Below are 22432 nucleotides of genomic sequence, written 5' to 3'. Positions count from 1 at the left end.
CGGGGGAGGAAATACCATGAATTTACCTAAACATGTCGAGCTTTCACAGGCAGTCAAAGCCTGCAAAAACAAAGCGATGACAATAGATGATGCAGCTACTCATCTAGGTGTACCGAAATTTTTCGTACCAGTGCTGGCTGATAGTTGCCCTGACTTGGTTATCGAAGGAAATGTAGTCATGGCAAAGCGTGAGTCAAACGGACCTGTCATTTTCACTCTACTGTTTTTCATGGGGATTATTGCTGTCGCTGGGTTGATGCAATGAACCAGCTCAATCTATTCCGTGAAATCATTGTAGACAACTTTGCAGGAGGCGGCGGAGCAAGCACAGGCATTGAGCTTGCGACAGGCTTATCAGTTGATATAGCTATCAATCATGATCCTGCTGCCATTGCAATGCACGAGGTGAACCATCCTGACACGGAACATTATTGCGAAAGTGTGTGGGATGTTGATCCTAAACAAGCAGTCAAGGGTAGAAAAGTCGGTCTAGCATGGTTTTCGCCTGACTGTACACACCATTCAAAAGCTAAAGGCGGCAAGCCTGTAAAACAGAGCATCAGAGGGCTTGCGTGGATTGCTGTTAGATGGGCGATAGCAGTTAAGCCACGCGTCATCATGCTTGAGAACGTTGAGGAATTCAAAGATTGGGGGCCTATCTCTAAAGAAGGTAAACCGATCAAAGAGCAAAAGGGGCAAACATTTCAATCATTCGTTAAAACGCTTGAATCACTTGGATATGAAGTGCAGTTCAGAGAGTTAACAGCCTGCGACTATGGAGCGCCAACCATAAGAAAAAGATTCTTCATGGTTGCAAGATGTGACGGAAAAGAAATCGTATGGCCGAAGCCAACACATGGTGATCCTAAAAGTCTTCTTGTTCAAACAGGAAAGCTCAAGCCGTGGCGATCGTCTTACGAAATTATAGATTGGTCCATAGGGGTCCCTAGTATATTCAGTAGGAAACGGCCACTAGTTGAAAATACAATGAAGCGAATCAAACGAGGCATTGATAAATTCATTGTGAACAATCCAAGTCCTGTAATGGTGCCGGATAAGAGCAAAGTGGCATTCTTAATCAGCTATTACACAGAGCAATCAGAAAAGGATGTAAGAGGCCTTTCGCTTGATCGTCCATTACACACAATCACAGCTGGCGGCAATAGATTCGGGTTAGTGACCGTTGCATTTTTGACTAAGTATTACGGTCAAGGAGTAGGACAGCGATTAGACGAGCCATTGCATACAATTACAACCAAAGACCGTTTCGCATTAACAACAGTTTGCACAAATGGTCAGAGGATTGCAGACATCGGATTGCGTATGTTGCAACCTAACGAACTATTTGCAGGGCAGGGTTTCCCGCCTGGGTATACATTTAACATCGGTAATAAATCGGATCAAATACGCAGGGTGGGGAATAGTGTTCCGCCGCAATTCGCAGAGCAGCTGGTCAGGGCGAATTTACCTGAATTATGTGTACCTGAACACATGAACAAATATTATAGCAAAGCAAACTAACAAGCCTAGCGGCTTAGGAGGAATATCTGTGGAAATTCGAATTGAAAAAAGAAAAGAAGCAGGTTCTTGTAATTATTGCGACAGAGCCACAATCTACGGAAGAAGTTGGGTTCAATATCCTTACGATGAAGTTATCGAAGTTAAGGGAAATCAAACCAGCACACGCTTTTGTAAGGATTGTTTCAAGAAGCTATCTGAGTTTAACCAATATGTTAAGCAGGAGGAAACGGAATGAGTGAACATGTGTTAAAGGAATTTGAAACGCTTAGGGAAGCGGTTGAATTTATAAAAGACGAACTGAAAAAAACTGATGCTGAAAGAACAGAAGCAAGAGAAATCTCATTGAAAATTAATCCTGGTAGAGTATTAGAATCTATGGAGGAAGATAACTGGAACGATGAATTGTTTTTATTGTATTCGATTGATGACGGTCCTTTCTTCGTTTTTGGATCAGATTATGATATAGAACATTGGCTAGAAAGTGATGCTTGGGACAATTGGGGCTTGTGGGAACGTGACGATATTGAAGGATCACTCAATGAGGATGTAATGGTATGGAAGTTTCATAGAGATATTTGCAAGGAAAAATGGGAGATACTTTACAGAAATTCAAAACCATTTATAAACGGTTGGTCAAGACAGCGTAAAGAAATAGCGTTTGAAGCAGTTCCATCATTCTCATTAAATTAAAAAGGGGCCAATGAAGTGAAAAAACTACTAATCACACTAACTATTATTATTGCGGCGGTGCTTTATGCGCCGTCTGCTCAAGCGGTAACTAGCGGATATAAAACAATCGGAGGGCATACAGTCAGCGTATCAACGGATGCTAATTCTTACACGCCGAGAGCTAAATCAATCGACGTGACAGCACGTAAAACGGGCAATGAGACAGTATACTACCGCTTCACGTTACAAAAGAAGGTGAGCGGCAAATGGAAAGATCAACGGTTTAGTCTCGTTGGATCGTTTAAGACCGCCACACCTGCAAAAGAGTTTTACATCGTCAATCACACATCCGGCACGCATCGGATCAAAATGACAATCTACAAAAACAGTAATTGGACAGGCGTTAAGGGGCATATCTATACACCAGCTTTCGAGGTGAAATAAAAAGCATTTATTTTGTGAATGTTATATAATTAAATCAAAAAGGATTGTTTTGGATGTACTGGTTGACTACTTTTATTTTTGGTTTAATTTTTACAGTAATTAATAGCCTTATTATGAGATTGTTAGATCGAAAAGAATATAAAAACAGAGTTGAAATTGCAAATTCAGAGTTAAACAAGACGCTGAAAAATTATATCTCAGAAGGCGAAATCCCGAGTGTTTCCCTTATAAAAACACTGTGTATGGCATATTCAAAATCATACAAAATAAAGAGTAAAGATATTAATAATTTAGAGAATGTAATTAATCGTCTCATTAGAGAGATTTTTGAAACGAGTTTTCTACCGAGTTCTCAAAAATCAAAAATATCCGAAGAGTTATTAGATTTAAAAGAATCTAGTCTGAATTCGAACCTTTCGAATAATTCCAATAATGAAGCTAGTGATGAGAATGAAAAAAGTATTCATTCACTTTTTAGTTTTGTAACTGGTTCAGCTATCGCTTTTCTTTTTACAACGATTGTTTTAGATATTCTAAATCAAAACCTTAACTTTATTAAGGATGATACTCCTATTAATTTATTAATTTTCTTAACAACATCTGCTGTGATTTCTCTCATGATAATGATAGTGATAAAATTTCTTCTTAGGAAAAAATAAGTCCAAGACGGAGAGCCTGCGGACACTGATCAACACCTTTTAAGGGTGCTGGTTGGTGTCCGTTTTTTATTTGTCTGAACGGAGGATGAACATGAAGAAGGATAAACCAAAAAAACAGCCGCAGAAGCTCACTGACAGAGATTTAAGAGAGCTTATGGGGCAAAACATGCAACGATTAAAGCGAGTCAAAGGCGGGGCAATGCGCAGAAAATAAAGGGGGAATTATCTTGAATCAAACACTTTTAGACATTCCGCAGATCGACGAAGAAAAAACAAGATTCAAAATGGAAAAAATGATGGAAAAATATAAAATACTTAGGTTGCAAACGCCGGAAGACTTTCTTCCAAAGATCACAACAACATATACCATAACGCCGCCGAGTTTCTCCAATCAGTTTCATTCATCGACCGAGGATGCAGCCCTTAAAAAAATGGACTGGGAAATCAAGCGTGATCAATTCATGAAACGGATTCAGCGTGCAATCAATCGTCTTACGCAAAAAGAGCGCCGTATTTTAGTTATGCTCTATATGCAAGATGAAGAAATGTATGATTACGAGATTTACGCTGAAATGGGCCTCAGCCAAAGGAATTATTATCGTGTTAAAAATAAAGCATATTATAGACTAGCCTTTGCTTTGAGAGAAGAAGTGTACAAGCAGGGGGATAAATCATGAATTTTGTTCAGCCGATAAGGGATCTTGATCAGATCCATTATATAAAGAAATATCTTGGAGAGCGGAACAAAAGGAACTTACTACTTTTTGTGGCCGGAATCAATTTAGGCTTGAGAATATCTGATCTTCTTCAATTACGTGTTAAAGATGTTAAGAAACAATATGTGTCTTTAAGGGAGAAGAAGACAGGCAAAGAAAAAAGAATCAAGATAAACAAGACACTTCGGAAAGCACTAGATCAATATATTAAAGATCGTGATGATCAAGAGTATGTATTTAGAAGCAGAGAGGGACTAAACAAGCCCATCAGTCGCAGCAGTGCATACATTATTTTGAGAGAGGCGGCGGAGTATGTTGGACTTGATAGTATAGGGACGCATACACTTCGAAAAACCTTCGGTTACTGGCATTATAAGAAATTCAAGGATGTAGCCTTGCTGCAAGAAATATTCAACCATTCAAGCCCGGATATTACACTGAGATATATCGGGATCACACAAGACACAATGGATAAAACAATGGACGATTTCGGCTTATAGGCTCATCTGTTCAAACGAAAGCGCGTTTTTTGTTCGACAAATTTTGCAAACCATTTCATTTATTTGTTTTCTGTCGATAGAAAGATGGAGGTAATATATAAATGATTTATAGATTTATATTCACGAAATAAAGCATCCATCGTTATACTTTTTCTAACGATCTTATCTGTGTGTTAAATATTTATCGGCAGCTAAAACCAGTTTTAAATAAGGTTTATTTAGTTTTAATTGAATTTAAATAATAGGGAGATTTCAAATGAAAAGATTATTTCTTGTTTTATCTGTACTTATAGTTACATTATTTGGTTGCTCTAATCAAAGTGTTTCGAGTAGTTCTAAGTCTAGTAGTAATAACAAAAAAGAAGTATCAAGTGAAGAAAAAGAGACTAAAAAGCAGCATAATCTTTCTAGTGAAGACAAAAAAATCATTAATCTTATTAAAAATAAAGAATTTGATCATGTTATTAAAGAGACTGGGGAATTACAAAATGAATTTAAAAAAGATTATTACTTTATAGCTTCTGCTTACAAAAAGTTAGAACAGTTAAAAGGTGCTAAAGTGAGTTTAGATAATTATGATGATTATACTTATGTTGATGCAATGTTAGATAAAGTAAAATACAAAAACAGTCATGCAGATTTAGATTTTCTTCAAACTCAAGAAAATAATAAAAAACACATAGATGCTTTGCAAAATGATAAAGATGATCAAATTCAAGAAAATATTAAGGAAATAGAAGAAGCAGAAAAGTATTCTGCTATAAGGGAAAGAGCAACTGTGATAGAAGAGAGAACTAATAGTCATCAAAGTGTTTCTGTTGGTATGTCTAAAGAAGAAGTATTAATTGAAGGATGGGGGAAGCCTGAAAAGATAAACAAAACTCAAACAGCAGATCATACTATGGAGCAGTGGATTTATAAAGGGAATAAGTATTTATATTTTGAGAATGGGATTCTAAGCACCATATCAAATTGAAATAGGTGTATAGAGTTAGTTGAAAGTCCTCGATATTAAACGTGGGCTTTTTTTGAGATTATTTTCATCAACTCACCATAACGAGAAAATGTCCAACTCATTTTAAGGAAATGACTGAACAGCAACAGGGGCAAAGGATTTAGCAATTCCCTGAGTTAGACACAATAATAGATATGGTGAATTGGTGGATTATGTGGATAAATAACTATACTAGATATATAATGTTCTTAAAAACGGATTGGAGATTTATGGTGAAAGATAAAAAAATAGGTGTTGTACATTTAGTATATGGTTGTATTATTGCACTCTTAATTATTACGTTTACATTGGCAATTGCATTTGGTGGGAATAAAGATGCTGGGAACCAGATGAATGTTATGGCTACTGGTATTTCTGTTGTTCTAGCTGTAATTGCAATATTAATGACTCTAGTAGATGTTGCTGGTCAAAGGCAATCAATTATTGAAATCAAAGAAACTGCTGAGAAATTAATGGAATTTCAAGAATTAGCGCAAGACAAAATAACGGAATTGTTAAGAGCTATGAGTGAACTTGACGAAATCAAAAGTATTATGAAAAATAATACAGTTGAATTACAAAACTATACAGAGAGGCTAATAAAAGAAAATTCTGAAACACAGGGCACGATGACTCAAGAAAAACTAGAAGAATTTAACTTAAAATTAAATGAGAAATTAAAAGAACTTAACGGTCAGTTGATAGACTTAGATACTAAAAGATTAATAGAAGGTAGTAGTAATGAAAAAAAGAAAGCTATTTATGAATTTAGGAAGTGGGTTAAAAGAACATTTCCAAAGAATGCTAGGATAGAATTTAGTATCTTTCTCGATAGTGTTTACGATTCTTTCAATATGAATGAAATAAAGTATATTTTATCTTACTTAAGAGAAAGTGGAGCTACTATTACAGATAATGAAGTAAAATTAGTCGACGTAAACTATATTAAGGGAGTTCCACCACAATATTTTTAATTTGGCACACTTTTGGCAGAATCTTGGCAAAGCGTTTTGTCTGAGAGCGGTTAATATGGTATTAGGTGATAAATTGGGGGCGACTTCCATTACGGAGGTCGTTTTTTCGTTCGACAAAATTTGCGAATAATAAAATTTTCACATGACAGGTCGATATATCATCTGAGGTGATCATATATGACTAGGAAACTTGGAGAATCTAAAGATGTTACAAAATATTTAAAAGGTCGTTATAAAAAAAAGTATAAAAAAATATTAAAAACAACTTATAACGAAGATGTTAAATTACAAAAAGACATTATCTTAGATCATGATAAAGATGAATTAAACATGATGTTAAAAAGAATTGAAGCTTCTATAGAAGTAGAGAAAGACACTCAAACTTTATACAGTCAGCCTTTTTCAATAATACTTGTTATGATAACTGTTATGGTGTCAGCATCAATGGCAATGGTATCAAGTTTTATGTCACTTATGAGTAATATCTTTGGTAAATATTTAGACAGTCAAGATATTAAAAAGATTAATTTTAACGAGTTGTTTAACTCTCTATCTAGTTTTAAACCTGTAATTCAATATGTGTTAGTAAGTGCTGCTGTGCCTTTTTTGGTTTTGATGATTTTTTGGACTTGTATTTATACAAAACGGCATAAATCCATTGGAAGGTTATATGCGACCTTGGTTTTATTGGAAGAGTGTATAGTAGATTATGATAAAGTAGTACAACAGCAAATTAATACTTGATTAATATAAGAAATAGAATTTGAAATATTGTATAAAGGGGGAGAGATTTAATGAATGAAGTTATAACCGCTGCAATTATTGCAGGTTTTGTTTCAGTTGTTACTGGTATTATAACCATTGTGATTCAAGTGAAGAATGCAAGAAGGACGTCTATAGTGGACACTATAAGTAGTCAAAGAATTGAATGGGTTAATAAAATGAGAGATAATTTTGTGGAATTTAATGACTTAATATTTATACATATTGTTAAACTGAATTCATTCTTGAGGCGTACACAAGAAGAGAAAGAATGGAAGGATGATTTCAACTTTGTTGAGAGTATCGCAACAATAAGGAGATTACAAAATAATATTAGTTTACTGGTCAATCCGTCAGAGGAGTATGCGAAAAAACTTATTGATGAAGTCAATAATGTTCTCTTGTTTCTTGTAAAACATGATGAATTTGATAAAAGTGTTGCACAGCAAAATCAAAAAAAAATAATATCGCTTCAGCAAGTAATATTAAAATCAGAATGGAGTCGAACTAAGCAAGAAATACAGAATGGAAAAGTTTTGACCGATAAAGAAGTTGAAGCAATATATACTGAAAAAGCAAATGAATTAATATCAAATTAAGTGAGAACACCACATATATTTTTAAGCTACAAAACGTTTATCATTAACCTTTCTTTTAAGAAAGGTTTTTTATTTTTTAGAGGGGAGAAAGAACGTGAATGAAAAAGCCATTGAAACCATGCAATGAACCTGGATGTCCTCAACTAACGCGTGAAGGGTATTGCCAGCAGCATAAGACATCGAAGCCTTCATATGATCTGTTCCGTGATTCATCGTCACGCCGTGGGTATAACAGCCAATGGCGTAAAGCGCGTGAAGGTTATCTAGCAAAACATCCTTTGTGTCAGTCTTGTATGTTACAAGGCAAACGAATTGCTGCTACGGTAGTGGATCACATCAAACCGCATAAGGGAGATAAAAAATTATTTTGGGATTCTTCTAACTGGCAGCCGTTGTGTGCGTCCTGTCACAGTAGGAAGACCGCTAAAGAAGATGGAGGGTTTGGAAATGGATTATAAAAAATGTACATGTGATCAATGCGGAACAATCTTCATAGTTAAATACTGTTCTAGGATTATGAAGATCGGACGCGGAATCAAACGTCATCTGCTAGTGTGTCCGAGGTGTAAGGCTGAGTACACATCTTACTACACAAACGCGGAAATCAGAAAGCAGCAAAGTAAAATCAGTAGGATTACACTGCGATTCGAATGACGACGAACAAAAGCCTACTTGATCAACATTATAAGAAAGTAGATTCGATACGAGCAGATTTAGAAAGAGACATGAATCAGCTTCGCATTGAAGTTGAAGGCCCCCCTACCTTAAATCCCTAGAAACGATTTGTTGTAGACCGCGTCTCCCTCAACATCGCGAGAAATTCCCTAAATGAAATTTTGAAAGGAGGTGAGAGGATGGCGAGGCCTAGACAACCTGTAGATTTATTGTTGGTAAAGGGTAAGAAAAACCTTACCAAGAAAGAGATTAAAGAAAGAAGAGAGCAAGAAATAAAGGCACCAGATGACAAAGTGAAAGCTCCTTCTTACTTACCAAAAGACTTAAAAAGAGAATTCAAAAAGATAGCGGACGAGCTCAAAAACATCGGAATTATCACAAATTTAGATGTAGACGCGCTTGCCCGTTTTTTATTTGCAAGAAAACAATATTTAGAAATAACAGAAATCATATTAGAGACACCGATCACAACCCTTGCTGAAAATTCAGAGGGAGAAAAGTTTGAAATTGCGAATGCTGCCTACAGTGATCTTCTTATAAATCAAGATAAGTTATTTAAACAATGCAGACAAGCATCAAGTGATTTAGGCTTAACCATTTCCTCACGCTGTAAACTCGTTATCCCAAAGAAAGATGACAAGCCTAAGACAAAAGAAGAAGAACGCTTTGGAGGGCGCATGTAATGCTAACGCAAGAAATGACCGCGGAGCTTTTAATTGAGCGAGTTTGGTCATATTGCGAAAAGATCCAAGCGGGCGAAATAAAAGCAGGAAAGAAGCACAAGTGGGCTGTTCAGAGGTTCATTAAAGACGTAGAGCGGTTAGCAGATGAAGACTGTCCGTATTATTTTGACGCGGAAGCAGTCCTTGATTTCTATGAATGGGCCAAGCAATTTAATCATGTCGAAGGGATATTAGCAGGTAAGCCAATTGAACTTACAGACTTTCAATTATTCATTGCTGCTAATATCTACGGCTTTTACAGAAAAGAGAATGACGCTAGACGATTCAGAAAAGTATATATTCAGTTAGCTAGGAAAAATGCAAAATCGCAACTACTGGCTATAATGGCTTCGTATGAGATCTTCCCAACTCAAGAAAAACATCGTGTGTTTATTGCAGGTTGGTCGCGAGATCAATCAGATGAAGTCTATCAAGCAATTCTTGAACAACTAAATCACGCGCCAATTTTAGAGGGGAAATATACGGATGCCAACGGAAAGATTAAGAAACACAAAACAAATTCCATTATTCAACCTCTTTCAAGGGAAGCCCGAAAGGTAGGAGACGGGAAAAACCCATCTTTAGGAATTGTAGACGAATATCACGCACATGAAACAAGTGAGATTTATGACGTGCTCAATAGTGGAATGGTAGCGAGACGAAGCCCCCTTATGGTAATTATTACAACTGCTGGGTATAACTTAAACGGCCCCTGTTTTAAAGAGTATCAATATACAAGTAAAATACTTGACCCTGATGTAGATACAAAAAAAGATGATTATTTTGCATTGATTTGTGAGCTTGATACTAGCGATGATGTTAAAGATGAATCTAACTGGATTAAAGCAAACCCAATCGTTGCAACTTATGAAGAAGGCATGACGTCTCTAAGATCAGATTTAGAAACGGCTCTCGAAGTCCCTGAAAAAATGCGAAGTTTTCTTACAAAAAATATGGATCGCTGGGTCGACCAAAAAGACAATGGCTATATGAAAATGTCAAAATGGCGGGCCTGTCATGGTGAAATACCCGATCTAAAAGAAATGGCCATCTATCTTGGCATAGATTTATCAATGACAACGGATTTGACTTCTGTCGGGTGGGTTGGCGTCCTTGATGGCTTTTATTATGTCGGCCAGCATTCTTTCATTCCAGAGGAAAAAGCAAAAGAGAAAATGGCTACTGATAAAGTGCCTTATGATTTATGGCGCGATCAAGGTTGGATGACATTCACACCAGGGGAGGCAGTTGACTATCAATTTGTCGAAAGGTGGATCATTGAATTTGCACACGTCAACAAATTAAGGGTCATTGAAGCTGCTTACGACAAATGGAATGCGCTGCACCTTGCACAACGGCTTGAGAGTAAGGGATTTAATATGGTTGAGATGCCGCAAAAGATTCAGCATCTTTCTTTACCAACAAAAGACTACAGACAAAAGGTATACGAGGGCAAGGTCATTCATGCGAATGACCCATTGCTCACTTTTGCGTATAATAATGCAATCCTTAAACAAGATCCGCAAGAAAACATCATGCTAGACAAAGCGAAATCACCTCAAAGAATAGATCCAGCTGCAGCGGTGATGAATGCTTTTGCTAGGGCCATGTATCACGATACGGGCGCAAACGTTGACTTAAACAAACATTTTTCAGGAAATTTCAGTTTTTAGGATGTGAGAGAGTGAAAAAATTTATTGTACTTCTGAAATCAATACTAAACGACTTGCTGTTTATTGGAGGGTGCACCTTTATTCTGCTGGCAGCGTATCGGGTAAATACAAACATCGGTCTATTTCTGACGGGTGTATTTTTTATGTTTTATGCCTACCTGCTGTCTAGTCACGTGCGGCAGAAAGAGAGGTGAAAATAAATGTTTATAGACAAGTTTTTTGAAAAACGATCCGGCTCAAAAACGTTAGACGGTTTCAGCCAGTTGATCAATCTGTTTGGAGGTAGAGAAACGGCAAGTGGTGAAAGAGTCAGTGAAAGTAATTCATTTGAGCAGCCTGACATTTTCGCATGTGTCAACGTACTGTCTGATGACATCGCAAAGCTACCGATACACACTTTTAAAAAAGAGAGTCAAGGAGTCAACAGAAACCCTAATCATCCATCTGCCTATGCAATCTACGCAAGGCCGAATCCATACATGACTGCTTATGTGTGGAAAAAGCTGATGATGACGCATGTACTCACATGGGGAAATGCCTATTCAATGATTGAGTTTGGGGCTCACGGTTTCCCTGAAAATCTTTACCCGTTGCGGCCGGATGCAACAAAAGCATACATCCATCCCGACTCAGGGAGGCTATGGTACCAAACCACCGTTAACGGAAGAACGATGGAACTATATGAACACCAAGTGTTGCATTTTAAAGGTTTATCAACGGATGGCATTCACGGTAAGTCGCCTATTGGGGTAGTGAGAGAGCATATAGGCGCTCAAGCAGCTGCAACAAAATATAACGCAAAACTATATAAAAACGAAGCCACGCCGCGAGGCATTCTAAAAGTACCTTCTTTCTTGGATGAAAAACCAAAAGAGAACGTAAGAAAAGAATGGCTGCGGGTCAACCAGGGTGAAAACATAGCGATTATTGATAATGGTCTTGAATATCAATCAATTGCTATGCCTTTGCAAGAAGCGCAGTTTGTAGAATCTATGAAATTCAATAAAGCACAAATTGCAATGATTTATAAAGTTCCGTTGCATAAACTCAATGAGCTTGATAAAGCCACATTTTCAAACATTGAGCATCAATCCCTGGAATACGTAAAAAACACATTGCAACCGTGGATCGTGAATTTTGAACAGGAGTTAAATATTAAATTGTTTACTGACAATGATCAAAAAGCGGGCCATTATGTAAAATTCAATGTTGATAGTGAGCTGCGCGGCGACAGTAAAACTCAAGCAGAGTATTTTAAGACGATGAGTGAAGCGGGTCTTTTAAATAAAAATGAGATTCGCGACTTGATTGAAAGAAACCCTATTGAACATGGTGAAAAATATCTATCTAGCTTGAACTATGTGTTCCTTGACTTTATGGAAGAATACCAGCGGCTTAAAGCTGGTTCAGCCATGAAGGGAGGTGACAGCAAGAATGAGTAAAGAAAAAGAAGTGCGGCTGCTCACGACGCCAATTGAGATACGTTCCGACGGTGAAGGACAAGCCGAATATGTGGAAGGATATGCCTTGAAATTTGAAAAATGGTCCGAGCGTTTGGGGTGGTTCAAGGAAATCATAAGCAGGAACGCTTTAGAATCTACCGATCTATCAAACGTCGTTGCACTGTTCAATCATCGAGAAGATTTTCCTCTAGCAAGAAACACCGTTTCAGGGGAATCAGGACGGCTTGAATTAGAAATAGATGGCATAGGTCTTAAATTCAGATTTAAACCGTCAGACACGTCATATGCGCGCGATCTCAAGGAGAATATACGCAGCGGCGTTATTAATCAATGTTCTTTTGCCTTTTCGTTGGATTACAACGGAGACGAACCCGACGAATGGAGAATTAACGAAAACGAGGATATATACGAACGAAGAATAAACAGAATTCACCGCATTTATGACATATCTCTAGTAACGACACCAGCATATAGCGATACCGAAGCTGTGGTAGGAGCCCGCAGCTTAGAGAAAGTAGAAGAAATGAAAGAACAACGAAGTGCACCAACAGATGAAAATTTAAAAATTGAATTGGAACTATTAAGCCTTGATCTTCCCGAATAAGGCTTTTTTGCGTTCTATGAGGAGGAAAAATAAAGATGACAAAAAAAGAAATTGAACTGCGTCAGCAGTTTACACGAAAGAAAGAAGATGCTGATAAAGCACTAGCAGAAGGAAAAACAGAGGAAGCGCGCCAGCTACTCGATGAAGTGAAAGAGCTTAAGAATCAAATTGAATTGATGGTAGAAGGACGCTCACTGAACGTGCCTGATTTACCTGGCGGTGAAAATTTTGTGCCGGAGCTAGAACGTAACCCGGAGGGACGAAAAGGAGCCGAAGGGGATAAGGAAGAACGTCAAAAGAAATTCACCAAGTTGTTCATGAAGTCTCTTCGAGGTAAATCCTTAACACATGAAGAACGTGAATTCCTAGAAAACCCTGAATTCAGAGCGATGTCAGGAAAAAATGAAGAAGATGGCGGAATCCTGATCCCCGAAGATATTTCAAGAACTATTAAAGAGTTAAAGCGGGAGCAACTACATCAACTTGAGCAATATGTAACAGTCGAGCCTGTGGCAACAAGATCAGGTAGCCGTATGCTTGAAAAAAACGGAGACATGACACCATTCCAAGACATCGAGGAAATGGGAAACATTCCAGAAACAGACCAGCCTAAGTTTACAAAACTATCATATAGCATTACTGACTATGCTGGGCTTTTGCCACTTTCCAATACATTGCTGCAAGATACAGATCAAGCGATCATGACATATGTCGCGAAATGGTTCGTTAAAAAATCAGTCGCAACAAGAAATGCACTCATCCTGAAAATCCTTGACGATTTGAAAAAGGTAGAATTTAAAGGCCTGGATGACATTAAAAAGACTTTAAACGTTACGCTAGATACCGCCATTTCAGCTGGTGCGATCATCATGACAAACCAAGACGGGTTTAACTATCTTGATCAATTGAAAGATGCGGACGGTAAATATCTACTCAAGGATATTCCTTCCGAACCGACAAATAAAATGCTGTTTGGTCGCCGCGTGGTGGTGATCTCAAACAAAGTCTTGAAAACAAAAGCAGGGAAAGCACCTGTAATCGTTGGGGATTTAAAAGAGGCAGTTGTTTTATTTGATCGACAGCAACAGTCTATCGACTATACGAATCTTGCAGCAGGATCATTTGAAACGAACACAACAAAAGTGCGTGCAATTGAACGAGAAGACGTCCGGAAATGGGACGAAGAAGCCGTAGTATACGGCCAATTATCAATAAAAGAAGTAAAAGAAGTAAAAGAAGAAGAGGTGAAAAAGTCATGAGAGTGACGAAAAATTACACCACTGATGGCGGGGATCGAACTGTCATCGGTGGTGTATTAGAGTTTGCAGGCGGAAAAATCGTCAAAGACGGCGAGGAAGTGAGTCTAGGTGGCGGCGGATCAGCTGCACCAGGAAGCGTGACACATGAAATACTGGCCGAAAAAGCGGTTCGTTCGGTAAACATCGGGACGGGAAGCGTTATGCCGGAGCATCTTAATTCGTCTATTGAAACTAGACTCAAGGGAATGGAAGACGAAATAAAAGAGCTGCAAAGCAAAATGAGCAAAGAATAAACATTGGAAAGGAATTGATCTAACATGGCAAAAGATTATCTAAACGAAAGTAATGGAGTATTCACGTCCGCGGAGGCGGGCCCTGATGGTAAACCTATCACAGCAGTTACGGTGAAAGACAATAGCGAAGAAAATCCACTTTATGTGAAGGGATTAAAGGGTGATCCAGGTGAACAAGGCCCACAAGGTCCGAAAGGAAAAAAAGGCGATCCAGGAGAGCAAGGCCCAAAAGGTGACAAAGGAGATCCTGCAGTAATTGAAACGGGGTCTATTAAAAATGATCATTTAGCTGATAAATCTGTCAACTCTCGTACTATCGGTACTGGCAGCGTCATGTGGGAAAATCTCAATTCAGCTGTAAAAGAAACGATTACCGAATTACAAACTAGAGTCGAAGCTTTAGAAAAACCAAAAACTGAATAAGTAGGCGGTCTTCTATGGATTTAAAAATGCTGAAAGATGAATATTTAAAGGTTGATACCGACCAAGATGACGCCTTGCTTAAATCCTTAATTACTGCAGCAAAGGGATATATCAAAAATGGTATAGGGCGTTATGTTGAAGGTAACGAGCAGTATGCACTGGTAACAGGCATGCTTGTTGCTCATTGGTACGAAAATCGAGGGGTGTATGAGTCAGGCGTTTCCGGCTCATCCATCCCTTTTACTATTCGGGATCAACTAACTCAACTTCGCTATGTGGAGGTAGAAGAGGATGAAGAAGATAAGCGAGTTGAATCGTCGTTTAACTTTTCAAGTAAAGAAAAGGGTGCAGGACGATGAGATGAAATGGAATGAATCTTATGAAAATGTTTTTGAGACATGGGGTTCAATTGAAGGATTTTCCGGCTCAAAGTCAGACACGCTTGTGGCTGGCGCGCTAGGAGTCAAGTCACCGAAGAAAATTACAATTAGATATCGTGAAGACGTTAAACAAGACATGCGAATCCTTCATCAAACGGGAACCGATGATGCAGGAGAGCCAATATACCGCACTTTCGACGTAATGGATTTTAACGACGTTGAAAATAAAAAGAAGCGGCTTGAAGTCACATGCAATGAGGTTGGCATAAATGGCTGATATGGATATTGAAGGATTTGATGATCTAACGAGATTTTTCAACAAGATAGGTGACGACGTCGAAAAAGCTGAAAAGATTGCCCTTAAAGCTGGGGGCGAGGTAATAGCCGAGCATCAAAAACGTAACGTGAATAAGAGTTCAAAGAATCAACCTCATATGGTGGATAACATCACGGTTTCAGCTGCAAGAGAATCCAAAGACGGTGAGCTGTTTGTTTCGGTTGGGCCGAATAGAAAAGTCGCTTACAGAGGGCGATTTTTAGAGTGGGGCACGTCTAAAATGCCGCCGCATCCATTCATTGAAAAAAGCGCAATTGAAGGGGAGGGACAAGCTGTGAAGATCATGGAAAGAATTATCACGGCGCCTATTAAATGAGCTTTGATGCAAAGAAGGAATTGAGTGCAGCGTTATTAAAAAACAATGAATTAAAGCAGCTTGTCACGGGTGGTTTTCATAATCTTGTGGCCGATGATGTGGCCGCATTCCCCAGGGTTGTATTTTCAGAGATTACAAATAGGGATCAAGAGTACAGAGACAACCATTCGGCAGCAAGTGAGGTTCGATTCCAGTTAAGCATATTTTCAAAAGCAGACACACGGAAAAACGAAACAGAAATAGCGAAACAAATAGACCGTCTTATGAAAGATTTAGGTTACGGAAGATATGATTCCGTCGACCTTTACGAAACAGATACAAAAATCTTTCATCGGGGCATGAGGTACGTCAAAACATTTTTCTAGGAGGAAAACAGATGGGTAAAACAATCTACGGATTAGACATGTTCCATTATGCTGAGCTGATTCAAGACGACGATAAAGGACTTGAATATGCAAAGCCTGAAAGACTGCCAGGAGCTGTAAACGTCAAAGTCGATCCTAAATCAGAGCAGTCTAAATTTTGGGCTGATAACGGCGTGTTTGATTCATTTAACAACATGGGTGACATTGACCTTGAAGCTGAACTAGCAGATTTACCTATAGAGGTGCAAAACAAGATTTTCGGCCACAAGGTCGAAAATGGGATTTCTTTTGCCAGTTCTGATGACAAGGCCATTTTCTTGGCTTTCGGGTTTAGAGCGAAAACATCTACAGGCGGACATAGGTTTTATTGGTTTTTAAAGGGACTTCCTGAATTGATGGCCAATGAAAACAAAACGACAGAGGGTAAAGCAGACCCTGAAACAGCAAAATTCAAGGCGGGCTTTATGACTTTACAAAATAAGAAGGGGAAAAACCGCTGGAAGGCTCAAGCTGAATTCGACGAAGGCTTTGACCCGGATGAATGGTTTAAACAAGTTGTATACGACGGGGCGTCGTTTGCAAAAGGAAAAGATACAGAGGATTCCACAAGTTCAGTAGACATCGGAAAGGGCGTTTAATAACGCTCTTTTTTATTTTGTAATCGGGAGGCAATAACATGGAAGCATTGACAATCACCTTGCATTTAAACGGTAAGAAAAAGAAATTTTCCACACCTAGCTTTATCACTGGAGCTTTATTTAGGACCGCGGCAGAAATAACAGAAGACCTTGAATCGAATGATCCTGAAAGAATTTATACAAGTAGACAATCAGAGTTTATTTGTGAAGTGTTCGGAAACAAATTCACTGCAGAAGAATTTGAACAAGGCATTGATTCACGACTTTTATATAGAACAATCTACGCAACCGCAAACTATGTCATTGGGAATATCGTTGAAGCGAGCAAAATCCTGAATCCTGAAACCGGAGAGGAAGCAGAGCCGGGGGAGTAAGTTTGTCCGATGCTGTCCTTGATATGTATAACGCATTAGAGGACATTGGCTTTACTCAAAATCAGATAGACGAAATGGACATTGTCTATCATCTAAAACGTCTTGCACGCAGGAAAGAAGCAAGCAAGGAAAAGCCAAGTAAGAACGCTGCAGCATCGGATAAGCCTTTATACATTGATCAGATACCTGGACTGTAAAAAGGTGGTGAGGGATTGAGCAAAGACATTAAAGTAAAGCTGTATTCTAATTCGTCCCAATTTAACGGGGAAATGAAAGCAATCGCCGTTCAAATGAAGAACATAAAGTCTGAATTTGAAAAGAATCGGACTGCAGTTGGTGTGTGGGGTAATGAGCTGAAAACCTCACAAACGAAAGTCAGAACCCTTTCACAGCAATTAGACCAGCATAAAATGAAGGTCAAAGCACTTGAAAGAGCTTATGCAGATTCAGCCATCAAGAAGGGAAAGGATGCGGAATCAACGCAAACCCTAGCCCGCCGGTTGAACTATGCAACAGCTGAAATGAATAAGACGCAAAATGCGTTAACACAAACGACCAACAAAATTCAGAGGATGGAAGCTGAGATAAAAAGAACATCCTCATCGCTTTATAAGATGGGCCAAAGAATGAATACAGTTGGCAACAAAATGAGAAGTACGGGTGCTTCGGTAGCGATGACTTCAGGAGTTGCTTTTGCTAGCTTGGCCCTCCCACTGAAAGATGCCGTAGAAGTTGGTATGTCATTTGAAACACAAATGAGCAAAGTTAAAGCTATTTCAGGGGGAACAGCTGCAGAAGTCGAAAAGCTGAAAAACCAGGCTAAAGAGTTGGGGGCAACAACCGTATTTACTGCTAGTCAAGCAGCAGACGCACAAAGCTTCCTGGCAATGGCCGGATTTAAAGCAAACGACATTTACGCAGCTATGCCAGGCATGCTGAATTTAGCAGCTGCAGGTCAACTAGATTTAGCCGCCGCCGCCGACATTTCTTCTAATATGATGCAGGCTTTTGCTATGAAAGCATCGGAAGCTGGGCACGCATCGGACGTAATTGCATACGGAGCAGCAAACGCAAACACGAACGTGGAGCAAATGGGAGAGGCCATGAAGTTCCTTGCGCCTAACGCCAATTCATTAGGATGGGGACTAGAAGAGTCAGCGGCCGCAGTCATGGCGTTTGGTGACGCAGGTTTACAAGGTTCAATCGCGGGTCAGGCGTTTGGTACGTCTTTGATCAGGTTAGCGACGCCAGCTAGAAAGGCGCAGAAGGTAATTGATAAGTTAGGATTTTCATTTTTTGATGCAGCAGGAAACATGAAGAGTATGCCCGAAGTTGTGGCCGAAATGGAGCGGGGCATGAAGGGCATGACGAAAGAGCAACAAGCCGCAACCTTAAAAACCATTGTAGGCGCTGAATCTTATAAACATTGGGCAGTTCTTCTGCAAAAGGGCAGCAAGGCATTGAAAGAAAATACTAAAGCGCTAAAAGAATCAGACGGTGCGGCTAAAAAAATGGCTGACACAATGCTTGATAATGCGCGGGGCAGTATCATTGCTTTCCAGTCTGCAGTTGAAGGGGCAAAGATTAAGCTTACTGAAAGTTTACTTCCTGCGCTTGGTAACCTTGCTGAAAAAGGTGCAGACATCGTTTCCATGTTTAACAAAATGGATTCTGCCACAGCCCAAACGGTTGCTAAAACAGCATTGTTTGCTACGGGTGTTTTAGGCGCCACAACAGCAGTCGCAACGCTCACAATGGGTATTGGTGCGCTTTTAGCATTTACGGGTCCAGTGGGCCTTGCAATAGTTGGGGGAACAGCTTTACTAGGTGGTATTGCCGTAGCAACCTATGCGTATAATGAGCAGCTGAAAAATCAAAAGAAACGCCAGGAGGAAGCAAAAGAATCAGCGCTTCTATATGGTGAGGGCGTTTCAAAGGCAACTCAAAAAGCTGCCGGATCATACGTGAATCTTCGTGAAAAAGCTACATCACAACTGTTCCAACTGACGCAGGTTTCAGGAAAAGAAGCCGAGAAGATGGCCAGTAATCTATTGTCTACTTATCAAAAAATGTCTTCTTCTCTTATTAAAGAGCTGGAAGGATTTAAGACAGATGCAATCGCCGTTCTAAAAGGTCTTTTTGAGGACCAAGAAAAAGAAACAAAGAAAATCGGAGAAGATTGGTCCGATCAGCTGGTCGGAGACATTGACAAAGACGTTCAAAAAGTACGTGAGAAGATGCGGCAGTTAGAAAAATTGAAAGATGAAACAGGTTTAATGACATCAAAAATGAATGCTTCTCAAAAGAAAACATTTGAGGATATAATTTCATTCTTTCAACAGTCAACAAGTAAATTTGCCGCAAACCAAAAGGACGCTTTAGCCATTCAACAGAGAGTTTCAGAGAGTCAAACAAAACTCTCTTTCAAAAATGCCAAAAGCTACAACGATCAAATCAGCGGCATTTATAAAGAGGGACAGAAGGCTGCTAAAGAAGATCGCGATTACAGAAATAAAGTTTTAGACGAGGCCCTTGCAAAAGAAGCGATATCAGCAGCGCAGCACAAAGCACTAAAAGCTAAAAGTAATGCCGATTATCAAAAGGCTCTTGCTGAAAACCTAGAGGCTTACAAAAACAGTTCCAAAGCTTTGTTTGATCAGATGTCGCAAGATGGTAAGTTGCTGGACTTGGAAACGGGAAAAGCCCTGGAAAAACAAAAAGAGTATTCCAGTAATTCAATGGGGATCTTCATTGAAATGGAAGAGAGCGATGCAAAATACCAAGCACGCTGGGCTGAAAAACAGGTTGCTTTCTTACAAAAACTTGGAGACAGCAAAGAAGAAGCCTTAGAAAAAACGAAACAAGCTCTCATTGAGTTTAACGAGGGTCTAGGCTTTTCTGCAGAAGAATCGGCGAGCAAAGCAAACGAAGCAATCATAAATGCTGAAAATGAATTCAACCGCGCAACATCTGCCCGTGAATCAGGAAAGAAAATGGGCGATGAATTTGCAGACGGCTTAACAGCTGCCACGCCTAACACGTTAGCGAGTGGTACGATCCTTAAGCAGTCACTTGATCAAAAACTGCGAGAGGAAAACGGCATCCCTAGAATTGCAGGACGTGAAAAAGGTCAATCATTTAGCGATGGTATTAGTTCGACAAAAGTTAACGTATCTAACAGTGGTACAGTTCTGCAGCAAGCACTAAAACAAAAGTTAAGTGAAGGCAATGCAGGTGCTAAAACATTCGGCTCACAAAAAGGCCAATCATTTAGCGCGGGTATAAGCTCAACAAAAGGCAGCACAAGCACTGCAACAAGCAGCGTAAACCAAACAGCGTTATCAAACCTAAACAAAAATACCACTCAAGCCACACAAGCAGGTGTAACAAAAGGTAAAAGCCATAGCGCGGGAATAACAAGCACAAAGGGCGCCAATACGTCTGCAGCATCTTCGGTGAGCGCGACAGCAACAGCCCAGCTTGCTAAAACAACCGATGGCGGAGGCGGACAAAAAGCAGGGAGTCAATTCGCATCCGGCATTCGTAGCCAAGCGGGGAACGCTAGTAATTCAGGTAGCACCGTAGCACAATCAGGAAAACAAGGCTTATCAAGCGTGAAAACAACTGGCACAGGTGCTGATTTTTCTAAAGGTTTTGCTAACGGTATTCGCAGCATGGGAGGCACTGGCGGTACGATATGGAAAGCTGCCTGGGCCATCGGTAAAGTTGCAATACGTTCGCTGAAAGATTCCATACAATCAAAATCACCTGCAAAGAAGACCATTGCAGAAGGTGTGAACTTTGGCGATGGGTTTATCATTGGGCTTGGAGAAAAAGCGCAGGACGTGAAAAAGAGCACAGTAGCTATGGCGCAAGGTGCTATGACGTCCTTTAAATCTGAAATTAATAGAATGGCGTTTAACATCCAGGGGGCAGCAGATGAAATAAATACGATGCGCGCTGAACTGACTGTGAGAAATGAGATTGATACGCCTGTATTAAACCAAAAGCTAGATGCCCTTATTAGTCTTCTATCAAACAATTTACAAACGAACAATGAAAGCGTAAGTGCTGCAGGACAAACAATCAGAATACATCCTGCGCCTGTCATTATTGGCGGCCAGCATTTAGCAGACATCGTTTTTGAACAAGGTGACACATCCATACTGGATAAAAAGAGCGCTCAAAAATACGAACAGAATGCTTATAAAGGAGGGCTGAAAAGATAATGGATCTGTATTTTGATTTCAGAGACGGAATGGGGGAGCAGCCTTTATCGGGGTTACTGCCCTATTTTAAGTTGCTTAGCTTTGCACCTGACGCGCCAAGCACTGATAGGGAGCTAGTACAGATGACCAGGTTTAATGGACTTGTACCGACGCAGCATCCGCGCGACATAGTGTACAAAGAAAGGTCTATCAAGGTTGAGATATTGCTTGATGCTAAAATCGCGGCAAACTTTTATCAGTACAGACATGAGTTTTATGATCTCGTTGTTCAGCCCTTCTGGTATTACATCTCATGTGATCTGCTTCCTGGGAGGCGTTTTGCGGTTACGTGTGACGGAGGGTTTCAAATACCCAAAGACAAGCAAAAAAACCAGGTATCCTTCCAAGTGGATTTTAACAATATCACAGGGCTGGCAGAGTCAAAAGGCACGTCTTTAAGCGCGCAGAACTTTTCTAATGAAAGATGGTTTTCAGGAATGGGAATTCAAAGGCGCGACGATCTGCAATACCGTTTTAAAAACAAAAAGCGTTTCAGCGTATTTAATCCTGGCTTACCTATTAACCCACTGCAGCATGATTACAATGTGCTGCTAAACGCAAAGGGAAAAAACGTGACTATAATCAACCACACGAACAATGAGAGGTTGAAAATTGAAGCTGAACTGAAAAAGTCACAGCAAGTCAGGAACCTGAAACAGTATACCGTTGTTGGTAATAAAAGATTGAAAACGTCTGGAAGGCTACCTTCCTTAGATAAAGGCATGAATGAGTTTGAGATACAGAACACCAATGATTTTGAAATTGTATTCGATACAAGATTTTATTTTCCGTAAAAGGGGGATG

Annotated in this window: 31 protein-coding genes; all 31 read left to right on the top strand. The window is 39.5% G+C overall.

All coding sequences use genetic code 11. The annotated features are described in order from the left end of the window. Positions 1–16: 16 nt before the first annotated feature. Positions 17–265 carry a hypothetical protein gene (locus C6348_RS17275; RefSeq protein ID WP_106043884.1) on the top strand — a complete coding sequence of 83 codons (249 nt, stop codon included), beginning with the start codon at positions 17–19 and terminating at the stop codon, positions 263–265. Further along, positions 262–1521, top strand: a complete 1260-nt coding sequence (locus C6348_RS17270; protein ID WP_106043882.1) for a DNA cytosine methyltransferase — start codon at positions 262–264, stop codon at positions 1519–1521. Before C6348_RS17275 ends, C6348_RS17270 begins: the two co-directional genes overlap by 4 nt. A gap of 28 nt (positions 1522–1549) precedes the next feature. Beyond that, on the top strand, positions 1550–1756 hold the full coding sequence (locus C6348_RS17265; protein ID WP_106043880.1) for a hypothetical protein: 207 nt from the start codon (positions 1550–1552) through the stop codon (positions 1754–1756). Then, entirely contained in the window at positions 1753–2211 is a 459-nt protein-coding gene (locus C6348_RS17260) for a hypothetical protein (RefSeq protein ID WP_106043878.1), read from the top strand. The genes C6348_RS17265 and C6348_RS17260 overlap by 4 nt, the downstream gene beginning before the upstream one ends. A 15-nt stretch (positions 2212–2226) precedes the next feature. Then, the gene (locus C6348_RS17255) at positions 2227–2634 is read left to right on the top strand and encodes a hypothetical protein (RefSeq protein WP_106043876.1); all 408 of its coding nucleotides are present in this window, start codon (positions 2227–2229) and stop codon (positions 2632–2634) included. Between the two features lie 53 nt (positions 2635–2687). Next, positions 2688–3293 (top strand): hypothetical protein, encoded by a 606-nt coding sequence (locus tag C6348_RS17250; RefSeq protein ID WP_003216268.1) that lies wholly within the window; start codon positions 2688–2690, stop codon positions 3291–3293. A gap of 91 nt (positions 3294–3384) precedes the next feature. Further along, on the top strand, positions 3385–3507 hold the full coding sequence (locus C6348_RS19190; protein WP_262982740.1) for a hypothetical protein: 123 nt from the start codon (positions 3385–3387) through the stop codon (positions 3505–3507). A gap of 13 nt (positions 3508–3520) precedes the next feature. Further along, entirely contained in the window at positions 3521–3970 is a 450-nt protein-coding gene (locus tag C6348_RS17245; protein ID WP_106043874.1) for an ArpU family phage packaging/lysis transcriptional regulator, read from the top strand. Beyond that, on the top strand, positions 3967–4509 hold the full coding sequence (locus tag C6348_RS17240; protein WP_106043872.1) for a site-specific integrase: 543 nt from the start codon (positions 3967–3969) through the stop codon (positions 4507–4509). The genes C6348_RS17245 and C6348_RS17240 overlap by 4 nt, the downstream gene beginning before the upstream one ends. Positions 4510–4765: 256 nt before the next feature. Then, the gene (locus C6348_RS17235; protein ID WP_106043870.1) at positions 4766–5485 is read left to right on the top strand and encodes a hypothetical protein; all 720 of its coding nucleotides are present in this window, start codon (positions 4766–4768) and stop codon (positions 5483–5485) included. Between the two features lie 251 nt (positions 5486–5736). Then, the gene (locus C6348_RS17230; RefSeq protein WP_142394262.1) at positions 5737–6477 is read left to right on the top strand and encodes a hypothetical protein; all 741 of its coding nucleotides are present in this window, start codon (positions 5737–5739) and stop codon (positions 6475–6477) included. 177 nt (positions 6478–6654) lie between these two features. Further along, positions 6655–7221, top strand: a complete 567-nt coding sequence (locus tag C6348_RS17225) for a hypothetical protein (RefSeq protein WP_106043866.1) — start codon at positions 6655–6657, stop codon at positions 7219–7221. 50 nt (positions 7222–7271) lie between these two features. Next, complete coding sequence (locus C6348_RS17220; protein WP_106043863.1) at positions 7272–7838, top strand: hypothetical protein; 567 nt, start codon at positions 7272–7274, stop codon at positions 7836–7838. A 98-nt stretch (positions 7839–7936) separates the two neighbouring features. Further along, on the top strand, positions 7937–8296 hold the full coding sequence (locus tag C6348_RS17215; protein ID WP_106043861.1) for an HNH endonuclease: 360 nt from the start codon (positions 7937–7939) through the stop codon (positions 8294–8296). 396 nt (positions 8297–8692) lie between these two features. Then, positions 8693–9196 (top strand): phage terminase small subunit P27 family, encoded by a 504-nt coding sequence (locus tag C6348_RS17205; RefSeq protein WP_106043857.1) that lies wholly within the window; start codon positions 8693–8695, stop codon positions 9194–9196. Beyond that, complete coding sequence (locus C6348_RS17200) at positions 9196–10908, top strand: terminase large subunit (protein WP_106043855.1); 1713 nt, start codon at positions 9196–9198, stop codon at positions 10906–10908. Before C6348_RS17205 ends, C6348_RS17200 begins: the two co-directional genes overlap by 1 nt. Before the next feature lie 11 nt (positions 10909–10919). Then, positions 10920–11102 carry a hypothetical protein gene (locus tag C6348_RS19110; RefSeq protein WP_106043854.1) on the top strand — a complete coding sequence of 61 codons (183 nt, stop codon included), beginning with the start codon at positions 10920–10922 and terminating at the stop codon, positions 11100–11102. 6 nt (positions 11103–11108) lie between these two features. Next, on the top strand, positions 11109–12350 hold the full coding sequence (locus C6348_RS17190; RefSeq protein WP_106043852.1) for a phage portal protein: 1242 nt from the start codon (positions 11109–11111) through the stop codon (positions 12348–12350). After that, positions 12343–12975 carry an HK97 family phage prohead protease gene (locus C6348_RS17185; protein WP_106043850.1) on the top strand — a complete coding sequence of 211 codons (633 nt, stop codon included), beginning with the start codon at positions 12343–12345 and terminating at the stop codon, positions 12973–12975. The genes C6348_RS17190 and C6348_RS17185 overlap by 8 nt, the downstream gene beginning before the upstream one ends. Before the next feature lie 35 nt (positions 12976–13010). After that, positions 13011–14234 (top strand): phage major capsid protein, encoded by a 1224-nt coding sequence (locus C6348_RS17180; protein WP_106043848.1) that lies wholly within the window; start codon positions 13011–13013, stop codon positions 14232–14234. Next, the gene (locus C6348_RS17175; protein ID WP_106043846.1) at positions 14231–14527 is read left to right on the top strand and encodes a hypothetical protein; all 297 of its coding nucleotides are present in this window, start codon (positions 14231–14233) and stop codon (positions 14525–14527) included. Before C6348_RS17180 ends, C6348_RS17175 begins: the two co-directional genes overlap by 4 nt. Before the next feature lie 24 nt (positions 14528–14551). Then, complete coding sequence (locus tag C6348_RS17170; RefSeq protein ID WP_106043844.1) at positions 14552–14950, top strand: collagen-like protein; 399 nt, start codon at positions 14552–14554, stop codon at positions 14948–14950. 14 nt (positions 14951–14964) lie between these two features. Further along, positions 14965–15309, top strand: coding sequence for a head-tail connector protein (locus C6348_RS17165; protein WP_106043842.1), 345 nt, complete (start codon positions 14965–14967; stop codon positions 15307–15309). After that, the gene (locus C6348_RS17160; RefSeq protein WP_106043840.1) at positions 15242–15607 is read left to right on the top strand and encodes a phage head closure protein; all 366 of its coding nucleotides are present in this window, start codon (positions 15242–15244) and stop codon (positions 15605–15607) included. The genes C6348_RS17165 and C6348_RS17160 overlap by 68 nt, the downstream gene beginning before the upstream one ends. Beyond that, positions 15600–15983, top strand: coding sequence for an HK97-gp10 family putative phage morphogenesis protein (locus C6348_RS17155; protein WP_106043839.1), 384 nt, complete (start codon positions 15600–15602; stop codon positions 15981–15983). The genes C6348_RS17160 and C6348_RS17155 overlap by 8 nt, the downstream gene beginning before the upstream one ends. Further along, positions 15980–16348 carry a tail completion protein gp17 gene (gene gp17 / locus C6348_RS17150; protein ID WP_106043837.1) on the top strand — a complete coding sequence of 123 codons (369 nt, stop codon included), beginning with the start codon at positions 15980–15982 and terminating at the stop codon, positions 16346–16348. The genes C6348_RS17155 and gp17 overlap by 4 nt, the downstream gene beginning before the upstream one ends. 11 nt (positions 16349–16359) lie before the next feature. After that, positions 16360–16986 carry a major tail protein gene (locus C6348_RS17145; RefSeq protein ID WP_075622175.1) on the top strand — a complete coding sequence of 209 codons (627 nt, stop codon included), beginning with the start codon at positions 16360–16362 and terminating at the stop codon, positions 16984–16986. Positions 16987–17024: 38 nt separating this feature from the next. Next, a complete protein-coding gene (gene gpG / locus C6348_RS17140) occupies positions 17025–17360 on the top strand; it encodes a phage tail assembly chaperone G (protein ID WP_106043835.1) in 336 nt (111 codons plus the stop codon). 2 nt (positions 17361–17362) lie between these two features. Then, positions 17363–17557 carry a hypothetical protein gene (locus tag C6348_RS17135; RefSeq protein ID WP_017367766.1) on the top strand — a complete coding sequence of 65 codons (195 nt, stop codon included), beginning with the start codon at positions 17363–17365 and terminating at the stop codon, positions 17555–17557. 15 nt (positions 17558–17572) lie between these two features. Further along, positions 17573–21589 (top strand): phage tail tape measure protein, encoded by a 4017-nt coding sequence (locus C6348_RS17130; protein ID WP_106043834.1) that lies wholly within the window; start codon positions 17573–17575, stop codon positions 21587–21589. Next, positions 21589–22422, top strand: a complete 834-nt coding sequence (locus C6348_RS17125) for a phage tail domain-containing protein (protein ID WP_106043832.1) — start codon at positions 21589–21591, stop codon at positions 22420–22422. The genes C6348_RS17130 and C6348_RS17125 overlap by 1 nt, the downstream gene beginning before the upstream one ends. Positions 22423–22432 lie beyond the last annotated feature (10 nt).

The sequence above is a fragment of the Bacillus sp. YBWC18 genome (assembly GCF_002998775.1).
GTDB lineage: Bacteria > Bacillota > Bacilli > Bacillales > Bacillaceae > Bacillus.
Note: the sequence above shows the minus strand (reverse complement) of the source record. Positions and strands in the feature narration are given on the sequence as shown.

What these genes read in the sequence shown, in the direction of transcription:
- C6348_RS19190 (WP_262982740.1), top strand. Translation starts at nt 3,385, where the DNA reads ATGAAGAAGGATAAACCAAAAAAACAGCCGCAGAAGCTCACTGACAGA.
- C6348_RS17145 (WP_075622175.1), top strand. Translation starts at nt 16,360, where the DNA reads ATGGGTAAAACAATCTACGGATTAGACATGTTCCATTATGCTGAGCTG.
- gpG (WP_106043835.1), top strand. Translation starts at nt 17,025, where the DNA reads ATGGAAGCATTGACAATCACCTTGCATTTAAACGGTAAGAAAAAGAAA.
- C6348_RS17170 (WP_106043844.1), top strand. Translation starts at nt 14,552, where the DNA reads ATGGCAAAAGATTATCTAAACGAAAGTAATGGAGTATTCACGTCCGCG.
- C6348_RS17215 (WP_106043861.1), top strand. Translation starts at nt 7,937, where the DNA reads ATGAAAAAGCCATTGAAACCATGCAATGAACCTGGATGTCCTCAACTA.
- C6348_RS17155 (WP_106043839.1), top strand. Translation starts at nt 15,600, where the DNA reads ATGGCTGATATGGATATTGAAGGATTTGATGATCTAACGAGATTTTTC.
- C6348_RS17160 (WP_106043840.1), top strand. Translation starts at nt 15,242, where the DNA reads ATGAAGAAGATAAGCGAGTTGAATCGTCGTTTAACTTTTCAAGTAAAG.
- C6348_RS17270 (WP_106043882.1), top strand. Translation starts at nt 262, where the DNA reads ATGAACCAGCTCAATCTATTCCGTGAAATCATTGTAGACAACTTTGCA.
- C6348_RS17125 (WP_106043832.1), top strand. Translation starts at nt 21,589, where the DNA reads ATGGATCTGTATTTTGATTTCAGAGACGGAATGGGGGAGCAGCCTTTA.
- C6348_RS17180 (WP_106043848.1), top strand. Translation starts at nt 13,011, where the DNA reads ATGACAAAAAAAGAAATTGAACTGCGTCAGCAGTTTACACGAAAGAAA.
- C6348_RS17190 (WP_106043852.1), top strand. Translation starts at nt 11,109, where the DNA reads ATGTTTATAGACAAGTTTTTTGAAAAACGATCCGGCTCAAAAACGTTA.
- C6348_RS17220 (WP_106043863.1), top strand. Translation starts at nt 7,272, where the DNA reads ATGAATGAAGTTATAACCGCTGCAATTATTGCAGGTTTTGTTTCAGTT.
- C6348_RS17250 (WP_003216268.1), top strand. Translation starts at nt 2,688, where the DNA reads ATGTACTGGTTGACTACTTTTATTTTTGGTTTAATTTTTACAGTAATT.
- C6348_RS17235 (WP_106043870.1), top strand. Translation starts at nt 4,766, where the DNA reads ATGAAAAGATTATTTCTTGTTTTATCTGTACTTATAGTTACATTATTT.
- C6348_RS17240 (WP_106043872.1), top strand. Translation starts at nt 3,967, where the DNA reads ATGAATTTTGTTCAGCCGATAAGGGATCTTGATCAGATCCATTATATA.
- C6348_RS17275 (WP_106043884.1), top strand. Translation starts at nt 17, where the DNA reads ATGAATTTACCTAAACATGTCGAGCTTTCACAGGCAGTCAAAGCCTGC.
- C6348_RS17165 (WP_106043842.1), top strand. Translation starts at nt 14,965, where the DNA reads ATGGATTTAAAAATGCTGAAAGATGAATATTTAAAGGTTGATACCGAC.
- C6348_RS17225 (WP_106043866.1), top strand. Translation starts at nt 6,655, where the DNA reads ATGACTAGGAAACTTGGAGAATCTAAAGATGTTACAAAATATTTAAAA.
- gp17 (WP_106043837.1), top strand. Translation starts at nt 15,980, where the DNA reads ATGAGCTTTGATGCAAAGAAGGAATTGAGTGCAGCGTTATTAAAAAAC.
- C6348_RS17175 (WP_106043846.1), top strand. Translation starts at nt 14,231, where the DNA reads ATGAGAGTGACGAAAAATTACACCACTGATGGCGGGGATCGAACTGTC.
- C6348_RS17200 (WP_106043855.1), top strand. Translation starts at nt 9,196, where the DNA reads ATGCTAACGCAAGAAATGACCGCGGAGCTTTTAATTGAGCGAGTTTGG.
- C6348_RS17205 (WP_106043857.1), top strand. Translation starts at nt 8,693, where the DNA reads ATGGCGAGGCCTAGACAACCTGTAGATTTATTGTTGGTAAAGGGTAAG.
- C6348_RS17185 (WP_106043850.1), top strand. Translation starts at nt 12,343, where the DNA reads ATGAGTAAAGAAAAAGAAGTGCGGCTGCTCACGACGCCAATTGAGATA.
- C6348_RS17260 (WP_106043878.1), top strand. Translation starts at nt 1,753, where the DNA reads ATGAGTGAACATGTGTTAAAGGAATTTGAAACGCTTAGGGAAGCGGTT.